Below are 12282 nucleotides of genomic sequence, written 5' to 3'. Positions count from 1 at the left end.
GGATGCCGTTCACGCGGGGCCCGGGGTCGCCGCCCGGGCCTGCCGGCGGACCTCGACCAGCCGCTGCCCGGCGGTGACCGCGGACAGCACGACCAGCGCCCACAGCGCGATCGCCTGCACGTACGGCACGCCGAGGCCGTCCAGGCCGGTGCCGGCCAGCGCGGTGGTCAGCCGCTGCGGCCGTTCGATCAGCCCGACGTTGCAGGTCAGCCCGGCGCCCTCGGCCCGGGCCTTGATGTAGCTGACCACCGAGCCGAACACCAGGCAGAGCAGGCAGGCCAGCACCAGCCCCCGGGAGTCCCCCGGCCCGGCGAACCACCACAGCAGCGCACCGAAGACGGCCGCGTCCACGACCCGGTCCAGGCTGGAGTCGAGCACGGCGCCGAACACGGTCGCGCCGCCCCGGGCCCGCGCGACCGCGCCGTCGACGCTGTCGAGCATCGTGAAGCCCCAGATGATCAGCGTGCCGACGAAGAAGTCGCCGCGGGTGAAGAAGCCCAGCGCGCCGATCATCGCGCCGAGCGTGCCGATGACCGTCACGGTGTTCGCGGTGACCCCGTGCTTGACGAGCCAGCGCACCAGCGGCGCGAACACCCGTCCCCAGCCGCTGCGGGAGAACAGGCCGCGGGAGAAGAGACCGGTCATGGTGGGCCCACCTTAGTGGGGGCGCCACACGAGCCGTCGGCCCGCTCCAGCGGTACGACAGTGTTTCGCGGGCAAGTCGGCCGGAAGTCTTGTCGGTGACTGCGCGGAGGGTGTCGAATCGCAGGACGGGGGCACCAGCGGGACGACTGGAGGCGGCCGATGGCGTCGAAAGGGTCCACCAAGGGAGCGGAGCGCGGGGCGGTCGCCGAAGCGGCGTCGGCCGACCGCCCGGAGGCAATCCGCAACGTCGCGGTCGTGGGCCACTCCGGCTCCGGCAAGACCACCCTCGTCGAGGGACTGCTGCTGGCCACGGGAACGATCCCGCGGGCCGGCTCCGTCCCGGACGGCACCACCGTGTCCGACTCGGACCCGGCCGAGGTGAAGCAGCAGCGTTCGGTCTCGCTCTCGGTGGCGCCGTTCGAGCACCGCGGGATCAAGGTCAACCTGCTCGACACCCCCGGGTACGCAGACTTCGTCGGCGAGCTGCGGGCGGGCCTGCGGGCCGCCGACGCGGCCCTGTTCGTGGTCTCCGCCGTCGACGGCGTGGACGCGACCACGATCGCGCTGTGGGAGGAGTGCGCCGCGGTCGGCATGCCGCGCGCGGTCGTGGTGACCCGGCTGGACCACCAGCGGGCCGACTTCGAGGAGTCGGTCGCGGTCTGCCGCCGGGTCTTCGGCGAGAACGTGCTGCCGCTCTACCTGCCGCTGCACGGCGACGACGGCGGCGTGGCGGGCCTGATCGGGCTGCTGTCCCGGACGGTCCAGGACTACTCCGGCGGCAGCCTGGTCGAACGACCGGCCGACCCCGAGCACCGGGAGCTCATCGAGGCACCGCGCAACGAGCTGATCGAGGGGATCATCGCCGAGTCCGAGGACGAGTCGCTGATGGACCGCTACCTCGGCGGCGAGGACATCGCGCTCGAGACGCTCACCGACGATCTGGAGACCGCGGTCGCGCGCGGCTCGTTCCACCCGGTGCTCGCCGCCTGCGGCCCCTCCGGGCTCGGTATGGACTCGATCCTCGAGGTCCTCACCAGCGCGTTCCCGACCCCGTGCGAGCACGACCTGCCGGCCGTGACCACCGTGGAGGGCGGCCCGCACGCGCCGCTGACCTGCGACCCGGGCGGCCCGCTGGTGGCCGAGGTGGTCAAGACGACCGTCGACCCGTACGTGGGACGGGTGTCGCTGCTGCGGGTCTTCTCCGGGACGCTCAGGGCCGACGTGCCCCTGCACGTGTCCGGGCACGGCATGGCCGCGCGCGGGCACTCCGACCACGACGTGGACGAGCGGATCGGCCACCTGTTCTCGCCGCTGGGCGCGACCCTGCGCCCGGTGGAGTACGCGGTCGCCGGCGACGTCGCCGCGGTGACGAAGCTGACCAGCGCCGAGACCGGCGACACCATCTCGGCCCGGGAGGAGCCGCTGCTGGTCGCGCCCTGGGACATGCCCGAGCCGCTGCTGCCGATCGCGGTCCAGGCCAAGACCCGTTCGGACGAGGACTCCCTGGCCAAAGGCCTGACCAAGCTCACCGCCGGGGACCCGACGCTGCGGCTGGAGCGCAACGCCGAGACCCACCAGCTGGTGCTCTGGTGCATGGGCGAGGCGCATGCGGACGTGCTGCTGGACCGGCTGCGGGAGCAGGGCGTCGAGCTGGAGACCGTGCCGGTGGTCGTGCCGCTGCGGGAGACGTTCGGCGGCAAGGCCGTGGCCAAGGGCCGGCACGTCAAGCAGTCCGGTGGGCACGGGCAGTTCGCGATCTGCGACATCGAGGTGGAGCCGCTGCCGACCGGCAGCGGGTTCGAGTTCGCGGTCAAGATCGTCGGCGGCTCGGTGCCGGTGCAGTTCCACTCGTCGGTGGAGAAGGGCGTCCGGACCCAGATGGAGCGCGGCGTCGCGGCCGGCTTCCCGGTGGTCGACTTCAGGGTCACGCTGATCGACGGGAAGGCGCACAGCGTCGACTCCTCGGACGCGGCGTTCCAGGTCGCGGGCGCGCTGGCGCTGCGGGAGGCGGCCAAGGCGTGCACCGTGTCGCTGCTGGAGCCGGTGCAGGCCGTCGCCGTCACCGTGCCCGACGAGTACGTCGGCGCGGTCATGAGCGACCTGTCCGGACGGCGCGGCCGGGTCACCGGCACCGAGTCGGTCGGCGGCGAGCGGTCGGTGGTCTCGGCCGAGGTCCCCGAGCTGGAGCTGCTGCGGTACGCGGTGGACCTGCGCTCGATCACCGCGGGGACGGGCCGGTTCACCCGGCGCTACGTCCGGCACGACCCGATGCCGGAGCACGAGGCCCGCAAGGCCGTCCCCGCCATGCCCGACTGAGCCAGGGGGCTGCCCTTCGGAGCAGGTCTGCGGGCGCGGGTCAACCGGCTGGGCGGGGTGGGCGTCCCTGGTGCATCCCGGCGGTGCGTACCGACCGGGCCGCCGAGGGGGTCCTCATGTCCGTCCGCCGTCGTCTCGCCGTCGCGCTGGCCACCGTCGCGGTCGCCGCGGTCAGCGTCCTCACGCTCACCGCCGGGCCGGCCGCCGCACTGCCCGGCTTCGGCACCGCGCCGGCCGCCGGCTCGGCCGGTCCCGTCACGATCACGTCGGTCACGGTCGGCCGGCACCCCGACTTCGACCGGGTCGTGTTCACCGCGAGCACCGGGATCCCGTCCTGGGACGTCCGCTACGTGCCCCAGGTGACCCGCGACGGGTCCGGCGCGCCGGTGCCGCTGCTCGGCGCGGCCGACCTCCAGGTCGTCGTGCACGGCACCGACTGGCTCGCGCACCCGTCCGCGCAGATCTCGGTGAGCCCCGGCTTCCCGGCGCTGCGTCAGGTCACCGGCGCCGGCGAGTTCGAGGCCACCCTGACGTACGGGATCGGGCAGCAGACCCGGACCGGCTTCCGGGCGTTCACGCTGACCGGACCGGACCGCCTCGTCGTGGACCTCTCACACTGAGCCGTCTCGCACTGAGCCAGCGGCTCAGTTCTCCGGCCAGGCCGCCGCGATCATCTTGCGGGTGTCGCCGAGCAGCTGCGGCAGCACCCGGGTCTGCCCGACCACCGGCATGAAGTTGGTGTCGCCGCCCCAGCGCGGCACCACGTGCTGGTGCAGGTGGGCGGCGATCCCGGCCCCGGCGACGGTGCCCTGGTTCATCCCGATGTTGAACCCGTGCGCCCCGCTGGCGACCCGGATCGCCGTCATCGACCGCTGCGTGAACAGCGCCAGCTCGGCGCACTCCTCGGTGGACAGCGACGTGTAGTCGGCCACGTGCCGGTACGGCACGGTCATCAGGTGCCCGGAGTTGTACGGGTAGAGGTTGAGCACCGCGTACACCAGCGAACCGCGGGCCAGCACCAGCCCGTCCTCGTCCGAGAGCGTCGGCGCCCGGCAGAACGGGCAGTCGTCGTCGGACGCCGGCTTGCCCTCGCCCTTGATGTACGCCATCCGGTGCGGCGTCCACAGCCGCTCGAACGCGTCCGGCTGCCCCACGCCGTCCTGTTCGGTCAGCTCCGGGCCGCCCGCCGCGCCGGTCATGGGCCCGCCGGCCCCTCCTCGGCGCCGGCCGCCTCGGCTCCGGACCGGACCGCCGCCCCGTCGGCCTCGGCTCCGGCCCGGACCGCCGCCGCGTCGGCCTCGGCGAACAGCGCCGCCGACGGGCCGGCGTTGACCCGGGCCGAGACGGTCGCCACGACCTCCTCGACCGCGCGGTCCAGCGGGACGCCGTTGCGCTGCGAGCCGTCCCGGTACCGGAAGGACACGGTCCCGGCCGCGACGTCGTCGTCCCCCGCGATGAGCAGGAACGGCACCTTCTGCTTGGTCCAGGTCCGGATCTTCTTCTGCATCCGGTCGTCGGAGTTGTCGACGTCGACGCGGATCGCGTGCTCCCGCAGCCGGTCCGCGAACGCCTCCAGGTACGGCGCGTGGGCGTCGGTGACCGGGATGCCGACCGCCTGCACCGGCGCCAGCCAGGCCGGGAACGCGCCCGCGTAGTGCTCGGTGAGCACGCCGAAGAACCGCTCGATCGAGCCGAACAGGGCCCGGTGGATCATCACCGGCCGCTTCCGGGTGCCGTCCGCGGCCTGGTACTCCAGCTCGAACCGCTCCGGCAGGTTGAAGTCCAGCTGGATGGTCGACATCTGCCAGGTCCGCCCGATCGCGTCCCGGGCCTGCACGGAGATCTTCGGACCGTAGAAGGCGGCACCGCCCGGGTCCGGTACGAGCTCCAGCCCGGAGTCCTCGCCGACCTGGCGCAGGGTGTCGGTCGCGATCTCCCAGATCTCGTCCGAGCCGACCGACTTCTCCGGGTTGCGGGTGGACAGCTCGAGGTAGAAGTCGTCCAGCCCGTAGTCGGCGAGCAGCTGCAGCACGAAGGTCAGCAGCGAGGCCAGCTCGCCGGCGACCTGCTCCTGGGTGCAGAAGATGTGCGCGTCGTCCTGGGTCATGCCGCGCACCCGGGTCAGGCCGTGCACGACGCCGGACTTCTCGTACCGGTAGACGGTGCCGAACTCGAACATCCGCAGCGGCAGCTCCCGGTACGACCGCCCGCGGGACCGGAAGATCAGGTCGTGCATGGGGCAGTTCATCGGCTTGAGGTAGTACTCCGCGCCCTCGAGCTGCATGGGCGGGAACATGCCGTCCGCGTACCAGTCGAGGTGACCGGAGACCTCGTACAGGTGGCCCTTGGTGATGTGCGGGGTGTTGACGAAGTCGTAGCCCGCACGCTCGTGCTGCAGCCGGCTGTAGTTCTCCATCTCGCGGCGGATGATGCCGCCCTTGGGGTGGAAGACGGGCAGGCCGGAGCCCAGCTCCTCGGGGAAGCTGAACAGGTCGAGCTCGGTGCCGAGGCGGCGGTGGTCGCGCTTCTCGGCCTCCTCCAGCAGCCGCAGGTGCTCCTTGAGCGCGTCCCGCGACTCCCAGGCGGTGCCGTAGATCCGCTGCAGCTGCGGGTTCTTCTCCGAACCCCGCCAGTACGCCGCCGCGGTGCGCATGAGCCTGAACGCCGGGATGACCCGGGTGGTGGGCAGGTGCGGGCCCCGGCAGAGGTCGGTCCAGATCCGCTCGCCGCTGTTCCTGTCCAGGTTGTCGTACATGGTCAGCTGGCCGGCGCCGACCTCGGCCGAGGCGCCCTCGGTGTCCTCGGCGGCGCCCTTGAGCCCGATCAGCTCGATCTTGAACGGCTCGTCGGCCAGCTCGGCCCGGGCGTCGTCGTCGGAGATCGGCCGGCGGGCGAACCGCTGCCCGGCCTTGACGATCTCCTGCATCCGCTTCTCGAGCCTGGACAGGTCGTCCGGGGTGAACGGGCGCTCGGGCAGGAAGTCGTAATAGAAGCCGTTCTCGATCGGCGGGCCGATGCCGAGCCGGGTCCCGGGGAACACGTCCTGCACGGCCTGGGCCAGCACGTGCGCGGCGGAGTGCCGCAGCACCGCGCGGCCGTCGCCGGAGTCCATCGGCACCGGCTCGACCTCGGCGTCCGCCTCCGGCGCCCAGGCCAGGTCCTTCAGCGCGCCGGTGCTTCGCTCGCGCACGACGACGGCGGCCGAGGGGCCGGTGAGCGGGATCCCGGCGGCGGCGAGCGCGTCGGCTGCCGTCGTGCCGGCCGCGACCGCCACGCTGGCGGGGACGGCGGACAGGGACGGCTGCGACGACACGGTTCCTCCAGGTGGTCCGGGTTGGTACGTCGATGCTATCGAGGCCCGCGAGCCGAATCGGCAGCGAGCCGATATGCCTCCTTCCGGGGTACGCCGAGACCGGTCAGCACGGCGGCCGCGTCCCGGCCGGAGCCGGTCTGCCGCAGGAGCCGGGCGAGCTCGGCCGGGTCGACGGTCACCTGATCCCGGTCCGGCGGGATGAGCACGACCGTGCCCCTTCTCCCGTCTCCCGCGGCCACTCCCCAGCCGATCTCCGGGTCCGGTCCGATGACCGTGTGCGTCGGCGGGATCTCCATCGGCTGGTCGACAGCCACCGGTGCCGGGCTGGCGGCGAGCAGCCGGGCAAGGTCCCTCCGGCCGGACTTCGTGTCCGGGTGGCGGCCTGCCTGCAGCAGCGGGTACGGCCGGCGGCCGGCGGACAGAAGCAGGTCCGCGCCCGGGACCGGGGGCCAGAGGACGACCCTGCTTCCTTTGGTGAGCTCCCTCGCCTGCCCCGGGTCCTCGGTGAGCACCACGGTTGTCCTTGCCCGGCCGGGTGGGATCGCGTGCACCCGGGGGCCGGTCAGCGTGATCGGCGGGGGCGGCGCGCCGCGGCCGGTGAGGTCGACGACGAGGTCGGCCTGGGCGGCGAGGCGGGCGATCTCCTCGGGCACGGGGCCGTGGGTGAGGACGAGGACCACCCGGGCGGGCGTACCGATCTCCTCCGCGGTGATCTCGACCGGCGCGTCCTTCGTCAGCGCGGCCAGGAGGCCGGGCGGCAGGTCGGCGGCCGCGGCGGTGGCGTTGAGCAGGAACGTGTCCGGGTCGGCCCGGTCACTGCGACGGACCACCAGGCGGTCGGCCGAGGCGTACCCGGGGTTGGCGTCGCCCTCGACCTCGGCGTCGTGCTCCCCCGCCCGGATCGTCAGCCGGACCCGCCCGCGCAGGGTCGGCAGGTCGCCGGGCAGCGGGCCGGCGGCGACCCCGAGGATGCAGGTCGCGCGGGCGGTGATCGCGTCCCCGGCGGTCAGCTCCAGCGTCTTGTCGTGCCGGCCGGTGACGTCCGGATGCCCGCGAGCAGTCAGACGTACGGCCGGGACGGTCACGCCGCCATGATCCCCCGCGCCGGGCCGGACCGCGGGGACGGCTCTCCGGGCCGGCCGCCGGGGCGCCCGTCCCGGCCGGGCCGGGGCTGGCGCTAGCTCACCTGGCGGCGGTTTGCGCGGAGGCGGAGGAGCTGGCTGGCGCGGGCCGCGACCACCCGCGACGCCCAGGTCGAGCCGAGCGCCCGCGCCTCCCCGTCGGTCAGCCGGCCGATCGGCTGCAGCGCCCAGCCCAGCTCCGCGTACGCGCCGATCAGCTCGGTGAGGTGCTCCGGCGTCGGCTCCGGGGTCGCGGCCAGCTTGCGGTCGATCGACTCGGGCGCGTCCCAGGGCCGGACGTTGACGACCGCGTCGAGCGTCGCCCCGGGCGCACCCAGGCCCAGCACCGCGGCCAGCAGCGCCCGGTCGGCGCCGAGGATCCCGTCCAGCAGCGAGCCCCACGGCATCACCACCGCGATCTCCGCGGCCCGCCCGACCAGCGCCTCGGGCGGGTGTTCCGCGGCCGCCGCCACGAACAGCACCCGCAGCCTGCGCTTGCGGGCCGTGACCAGCGCGCGGTCCAGCCGGGTGGTCTCCGCGTCCAGCCCGACCACCAGCGCGTCCGGCCGGCGCTCGGCCCAGCGCACGGTGTGCCGCCCGTCGCCGCAGCCGACGTCGACGAGCACCGGGCCGTCCGTGCTCAGCGCGTCCGCCAGTCTCGGATCGGTGGCCGGCAGCGTCACCGGCTCATCATCCGGTCGGCGACCACCCGCTCGGCAGCCGGGTCGTACGGCAGGGCGGCGCCGCCGGCCGCCCGCTCCCAGGGCCGGTCCGCGGCCAGGAACGGGACCTCCTGCGCGTCCCACTCCTCCCGGAACGCCACCCCGGCCTCGTCGTCGCCGTCCCGCTCCACCCCGCGACGGGCCGGGTCGAGCACGCCGTCCCGCAGCAGGTGGGCCCAGCCGAAGAACGACTCGTACCAGGCGACGTCGTCGGTGTGCACGACGGTCGCGCCCGGGACGGTCGCCGCGATCCGCCCCGCCGTCGTCGTCTTCCCACCCGCACTCCGCCCATCCACCGCCACGATCACCGTCCCACCGCCGGTCCCGGCCGGACCCGTGTCCGCTGGGTCTGGTCGGCCGGACCCGTGGGCGGGCCGGGCGGCAGCGACGACCGGACGCGGCCGAGCACGGTCGCGATCGGCTCGACCCGCCGGGGTCCCGCCGCGGGTTCGCCCGGGAACAGCTTCATGCCGCCAGATCATGCCCCCGTACGCTGGCGGCACGATGCGCCTGCGGACCCACGCCGACTTCAGGTTGTTCTGGACCGCCTCGACCGTGTCCGGCTTCGGCAGCCAGATCACCACGCTGGCGATCCAGGTCCTCATCGTCACCACGCTGGCCGGCTCGGCCGCGGACGTCGGGTTGGTCAACGCCGCCCGCTGGCTGCCGTACCTGGCCGTCGGGGTCGTCGTCGGCGCGCTGGCCGACCGGGTCCGGCGCAAGCCGCTGCTGGTCGGCACCGACCTCGGCCGCGCCGTGCTGCTGTGCGCGGTGCCGATCCTGGCCTGGACCGGCAGCCTGTCCGTGCCGGTGCTGGCGGGCCTGATGGTCGTGTTCGGCCTGCTGTCGCTGGTGAACGACTCCGCGCACCAGTCGTTCCTGCCCCGGCTGGTGCCGCGGGAGTCGCTCACCCGGGCCAACGCGCGCCTGCTGCAGAGCTCGGCCGCCGCTGACACGTCCGGCCCGGCCGTGGCCGGCGGCCTGATCGCCGGGCTCGGCGCGCCGGCCGCGGTGCTCGTGGACGCGGTGTCGTACCTGGTCTCGGCGCTGCTCACCGCCCGGCTCGCCGTGCCGGAACCGGCTGCCCCGCAACGAGGTCCACTATGGACGGAGATCAAGGAGGGCCTGCGCTGGGTCTACGGGAACCGGATGCTGCGCCCACTCTCGCTCTGCTCGCACGGCTGGTTCGTGTTCTACGCGGTGCTCGGCGCTGTCTACGTCCCGTACGGCCTGCTGCGGCTGGGTTTCAGCTCACTCGGCGTCGGCGTCACGCTCGCCTTCGCCGGGATCGGCGGCCTGGTCGGCTCCGGTCTGTCCGAACGGTTCGGCCGGCCCGGGCTGACGATCCCGCTCGCCTGGCTGCTGCAGGCCGCCGGAATCGCCATCCTCGCGGTGACTCCGGTCGGCGGCCTCGTCGTCGCGGGCGCCGGCAACCTCGTGAACGGGTTCGGGCTGGGCCTGTCGAGCCCCCTGGAGCTGTCGTACCGGCAAGGCATCACGCCCGATCGCCTGCAGGCACGGATGAACGCGACGATGCGCTCGCTGAACCGCGCCGCGGTGGTGGTCGGCGCCCCGCTCGGTGGGCTGCTCGCGGACTCGGCCGGCTACCGGCTCGCGCTCGGCGTTTCCGCCGGCGGCGTGGCGCTGGCGGGGCTGGTGCTGCTGGCGTCACCGTTCCGCGCGGCACGGTGAGCGGTAGTCCCGCACGCGGGCCCGGATCTCCTTGTCGCACCAGGGATTCCCGCACTCGCAGACGAAGTCCACTGTGGACTCCTCCGGGTCGCCGACGGCCCAGGGCCGGGCGTAGAAACCCTGCACCTGCTCGATGAGCGCCTGGTTCTGCTCCCGCAGCAGTTCCTGCCGTTCCCGCTCGCCCCCCGCGTGCGGACCCTGGCGCAACGGGACGTCCAGCATCGCCTCGACGGCGCGGAGGGTGTCGGCGTGGTCGTCGATGGTGAGCGTCGGCAGGCTGTACTTCCGGGCCTCGTCGGCGATGACCTCACGCAGGGCGGTGTAGAGCCGGACCTGACCCGGAGCGGTGGACCGGCGGTCGAGCTGGTCCCGCTGGAAGTCCCGGGTCGGAAGTAGCCAGACCGCATTGTCCACGCCGGCCGCCGCCGCGGGCAGGCTGGTGCCCTCGGCGACGACCAGCGGCGTGTCCGGGAGCGCGGCGAGATCGTCGAGCACCATCCGCCCGCGTTCGTCGTGCAGCGACATCGCCAGCAGCTCGTCGGTGGCACGAGCCCAGCGCTCCTTCGGGGTCAGCTCCTCCCACCGGATCGCGTGCAGGTTGCCCGCCCGCAGCGCCCGATCGCGGTGCACCCACGTGCGCGTGTCCGAGCCGTAGAGCCGCAGCCCGTGCCGGCGCGCGAGCGCCCGCGCCACGGTCGACTTGCCGGCGCCCGGCGCTCCCCCGATCCAGACCACCACCGGGCCCATTCTCCCCGGTCGGCTTCTCCCCGGTCGGCTTCTCCCGAGTTGGCGCGACACCATTGGTGTCAGCACATGGACCCGGCCTGATCGCGCCTGACAGTGTCACCGTTGTCGGGATCCCCCGGCGGACTAGATCCGAGACCTCCTGCCCGGAAACCGATTCCGGTCGGATGAGTCCAGCTTCCTCAGAAAGGTGGGTGGTCCCCCTGCTGCCCGAACCCGATCCGCCGTTGGAGCGCCGCATCCCCGGCGACACGGACCTGCGCATCTTCACCCCCGAGGTGATCCCCGCCGGCCGCCACCGCGTCGACCCCCGCCGCCCCGGCCCCCGCGTGTCCCGCCACCCCCGCACCGGCCACCCCACCCTCCAACCCCCGACTCACCCGGCCCACCTCCTGGCTGCGCACGACGCGCTCGAGCCCGTCGGACCTGCACACGGCCCGGCCGCTGACGCCCTGGTCGACCACGGCCCAACCGCGGCTCGCGGCGTCAGATCGGCCGACGCGCCCGTCGCTGGTCAGGCCGGAGCCACGATCCCGACGTGGGCGGTGGGCCGATGACACCCGACCTGCGGCCGCCGACGGAGGCGGCGCTGCGGGCCCAGGTCGGCCGGCGGGCGTACATGCGCCGGGTCTGGCTCCGGCTGAGCCAGCAGGAGGTCGCCGACAAGGCCGGCATCTCCCGCAACTTCGTCTCCGCCATCGAACGCGGCGCCCAGGGCCTGGACGCCTGGCGCCTCTGGTCTTTGGCCCACGCCCTCAACGGCACCCTCGATTGGCTCCTCACCGGCCCCGACGACGCCCTCACCGCCCACACCCCCGGCCGGCGCTGACTCACGAGCCGGGACCGTACGAACGATGAGATAGTGAAGAGCGAAGCGTTCCTCGCCGACCTCGACCGGTCCCGCCACCCGGCGGCCTGCTGCCTGCTGCCTGCTGCCTGAGCCAAGGCCTCCCCCTTGTGACCCGCAACGTGAAGGACTTCCGCCCAGCCGCCGACCACCACGGCCTGACTCTGATCGCCGAATAGTCACGCCAGCTACCGGCGCTCCGCTCTCACCGCCACTGCCAGCGACGATCCTCCGCGGGCACGCCAGCAGAGATCAGGCGTGCGACGGCACCCAGGTGTCGTGCTGCAGCGGCCCTTCGGCCCTCCGCAGCAACGAGCCGGGCAACCAGGCCATGGGCTCGAGCCGCCAGCTGCTCGTCGCCGAGTTCGTATGCATCGTCGATGGCCAAGCCGTAGTACCCGCGAGCGGCGATCGTGTCTCTGCGGTCTTGAAGCAACCGGCCCGCCAGGATCGCGAGGCCGGCGCGGTGCCGGAGCAGTCGCTTCCGCTCCATCGACGACGGCTCGCCGACAAGGAGATCGGTGGTCACCCTGACCTGCTCGACGATCTCCAGTGACTCCGAGCGGAGGACGACCCGAGCTCGTGCCAGTCCCGGCAGACCGAGCTCCTCTACCGGCACACCGAATACGCTGGCGAGAAGCTCTCGATACCGTGCGCTGACACCCTTGGCGCCGCGTTCCCACTTCGCGATCGCGTCCGCCGTGACGCCGACCTGCCGGTCCTTGCGGTCCCAAGCAAGCTGCAAGATCCGATCGGCGACCTCTTGCTGGGTCCAACCCCGGCCCAGCCGCAGTTCGCGGAGCCGAGAAACTGAAGGCGTAGGCATGTCGACTTCCCTCGCTCATTCCACGTCGTCCTGCGAGCTTTCGCGGTGGTGTCCTG

The 12282-nt window shown here is 73.5% G+C and carries 13 protein-coding genes; 4 read left to right on the top strand and 9 right to left on the bottom strand.

Features of this window, described 5'->3' with window-relative positions:
- Positions 1-9: 9 nt before the first annotated feature.
- The gene (locus VGP36_08610) at positions 10-645 is read right to left on the bottom strand and encodes a CDP-alcohol phosphatidyltransferase family protein (GenBank protein HEV7654780.1); all 636 of its coding nucleotides are present in this window, start codon (positions 643-645) and stop codon (positions 10-12) included.
- 159 nt (positions 646-804) lie between these two features.
- On the opposite strand from VGP36_08610, the gene VGP36_08605 reads away from it, so the two are divergent.
- Together VGP36_08605 and VGP36_08600 are read left to right on the top strand one after the other, a co-directional pair.
- Positions 805-2961: an elongation factor G-like protein EF-G2 gene (locus tag VGP36_08605; protein HEV7654779.1), complete on the top strand. Its 2157-nt coding sequence runs from the start codon at positions 805-807 to the stop codon at positions 2959-2961.
- Positions 2962-3044: 83 nt separating this feature from the next.
- On the top strand, positions 3045-3581 hold the full coding sequence (locus VGP36_08600; protein HEV7654778.1) for a hypothetical protein: 537 nt from the start codon (positions 3045-3047) through the stop codon (positions 3579-3581).
- Between the two features lie 24 nt (positions 3582-3605).
- On the opposite strand, the gene VGP36_08595 is transcribed toward VGP36_08600, so the two are convergent.
- From VGP36_08595 to VGP36_08570, 6 genes are all read right to left on the bottom strand, one after another.
- Positions 3606-4160, bottom strand: a complete 555-nt coding sequence (locus tag VGP36_08595; protein ID HEV7654777.1) for an HIT domain-containing protein — start codon at positions 4158-4160, stop codon at positions 3606-3608.
- Positions 4157-6274 (bottom strand): threonine--tRNA ligase, encoded by a 2118-nt coding sequence (thrS, locus tag VGP36_08590; protein ID HEV7654776.1) that lies wholly within the window; start codon positions 6272-6274, stop codon positions 4157-4159. The genes VGP36_08595 and thrS overlap by 4 nt, the downstream gene beginning before the upstream one ends.
- Before the next feature lie 35 nt (positions 6275-6309).
- Positions 6310-7359: a DUF371 domain-containing protein gene (locus VGP36_08585; protein ID HEV7654775.1), complete on the bottom strand. Its 1050-nt coding sequence runs from the start codon at positions 7357-7359 to the stop codon at positions 6310-6312.
- A gap of 92 nt (positions 7360-7451) precedes the next feature.
- Entirely contained in the window at positions 7452-8078 is a 627-nt protein-coding gene (locus VGP36_08580) for a methyltransferase domain-containing protein (protein HEV7654774.1), read from the bottom strand.
- The gene (locus VGP36_08575) at positions 8075-8413 is read right to left on the bottom strand and encodes a hypothetical protein (GenBank protein ID HEV7654773.1); all 339 of its coding nucleotides are present in this window, start codon (positions 8411-8413) and stop codon (positions 8075-8077) included. The genes VGP36_08580 and VGP36_08575 overlap by 4 nt, the downstream gene beginning before the upstream one ends.
- Positions 8414-8421: 8 nt before the next feature.
- On the bottom strand, positions 8422-8586 hold the full coding sequence (locus VGP36_08570; protein ID HEV7654772.1) for a hypothetical protein: 165 nt from the start codon (positions 8584-8586) through the stop codon (positions 8422-8424).
- Between the two features lie 35 nt (positions 8587-8621).
- On the opposite strand from VGP36_08570, the gene VGP36_08565 reads away from it, so the two are divergent.
- On the top strand, positions 8622-9809 hold the full coding sequence (locus VGP36_08565) for an MFS transporter (protein ID HEV7654771.1): 1188 nt from the start codon (positions 8622-8624) through the stop codon (positions 9807-9809).
- Here VGP36_08565 and VGP36_08560 read toward each other — a convergent pair.
- Positions 9786-10547 (bottom strand): AAA family ATPase, encoded by a 762-nt coding sequence (locus VGP36_08560; GenBank protein HEV7654770.1) that lies wholly within the window; start codon positions 10545-10547, stop codon positions 9786-9788. The genes VGP36_08565 and VGP36_08560 overlap by 24 nt on opposite strands.
- A 559-nt stretch (positions 10548-11106) precedes the next feature.
- Here VGP36_08560 and VGP36_08555 point away from each other — a divergent pair.
- Positions 11107-11382: a helix-turn-helix transcriptional regulator gene (locus VGP36_08555; GenBank protein HEV7654769.1), complete on the top strand. Its 276-nt coding sequence runs from the start codon at positions 11107-11109 to the stop codon at positions 11380-11382.
- A gap of 223 nt (positions 11383-11605) precedes the next feature.
- Here the strand turns inward: VGP36_08555 and VGP36_08550 are convergent, their stop codons facing one another.
- Complete coding sequence (locus VGP36_08550) at positions 11606-12226, bottom strand: helix-turn-helix transcriptional regulator (protein HEV7654768.1); 621 nt, start codon at positions 12224-12226, stop codon at positions 11606-11608.
- Positions 12227-12282 lie beyond the last annotated feature (56 nt).

It is taken from the genome of Mycobacteriales bacterium (assembly GCA_035995165.1).
In the GTDB taxonomy this organism is placed as follows: Bacteria; Actinomycetota; Actinomycetes; order Mycobacteriales; family CADCTP01; genus CADCTP01.
Note: the sequence above shows the minus strand (reverse complement) of the source record. Positions and strands in the feature narration are given on the sequence as shown.

What these genes read in the sequence shown, in the direction of transcription:
- VGP36_08610 (HEV7654780.1), bottom strand. Translation starts at nt 645, where the DNA reads ATGACCGGTCTCTTCTCCCGCGGCCTGTTCTCCCGCAGCGGCTGGGGA.
- VGP36_08605 (HEV7654779.1), top strand. Translation starts at nt 805, where the DNA reads ATGGCGTCGAAAGGGTCCACCAAGGGAGCGGAGCGCGGGGCGGTCGCC.
- VGP36_08595 (HEV7654777.1), bottom strand. Translation starts at nt 4,160, where the DNA reads ATGACCGGCGCGGCGGGCGGCCCGGAGCTGACCGAACAGGACGGCGTG.
- VGP36_08570 (HEV7654772.1), bottom strand. Translation starts at nt 8,586, where the DNA reads ATGAAGCTGTTCCCGGGCGAACCCGCGGCGGGACCCCGGCGGGTCGAG.
- VGP36_08565 (HEV7654771.1), top strand. Translation starts at nt 8,622, where the DNA reads ATGCGCCTGCGGACCCACGCCGACTTCAGGTTGTTCTGGACCGCCTCG.
- VGP36_08555 (HEV7654769.1), top strand. Translation starts at nt 11,107, where the DNA reads ATGACACCCGACCTGCGGCCGCCGACGGAGGCGGCGCTGCGGGCCCAG.
- VGP36_08550 (HEV7654768.1), bottom strand. Translation starts at nt 12,226, where the DNA reads ATGCCTACGCCTTCAGTTTCTCGGCTCCGCGAACTGCGGCTGGGCCGG.